Origin of the sequence: Rhodovibrio sodomensis, from assembly GCF_016583645.1 — a bacterium.
Taxonomy (GTDB): domain Bacteria; phylum Pseudomonadota; class Alphaproteobacteria; order Kiloniellales; family Rhodovibrionaceae; genus Rhodovibrio; species Rhodovibrio sodomensis.
Genome location: NZ_NRRL01000323.1, coordinates 1 through 516 on the forward strand (window position 1 = coordinate 1; position 516 = coordinate 516).

Genomic DNA, 516 nt, shown 5'->3' on the forward strand with positions numbered 1-516 from the left:
GGACGATCTGGACCGGCGGCTGAGCAACAAGCGCGCGCCGGAGGCCGGCGGCAGCGGCGAGGCGCTGGCCGCCAACGCCACCGGCATCGTGCTCGGCTGGCAAGCGGCGCTGATGGACCGCGAACTCAAGGCCTTCCACGCTACCTGGGACGACTTCGCCGCGCAGAAGCCGTTCTGGAAGAAGGGGTAGAAGTATAGAGCAAACCGTCGTTTTGCACGCTTCAACATGATGTCCCTCGGCGGACTGTTCAACATTATGCGTGATGTTTTAGAGCGTATCTGCATATCGTGTGGATGTGACGCTTATCTGTTTTTGAGAACTGGCAGCTTTTCTAACAATTACCGGTTAAGCCGCCCGTCCATTCTGTGATGCATGCACCCGAGCCGCGAAGTCCTTATGAAGGGTGCGCAACGCCGCCCGGATTGAAGGAAACCGGCGTCCGTCATCTTGCAAAGCCAGTGAGCTCGTTGCCACAAAGTACGCATATCGACTGTCGGCAACAGCTATCCCAAGCG

1 protein-coding gene is annotated in these 516 nt (G+C 58.3%); it reads left to right on the forward strand.

Annotated elements, in window-relative coordinates; genetic code table 11:
* Positions 1–190: hypothetical protein (locus CKO28_RS27990; RefSeq protein ID WP_200344837.1), on the forward strand; the 190-nt coding region annotated here is incomplete at its 5' end.
* Positions 191–516: the final 326 nt, after the last annotated feature.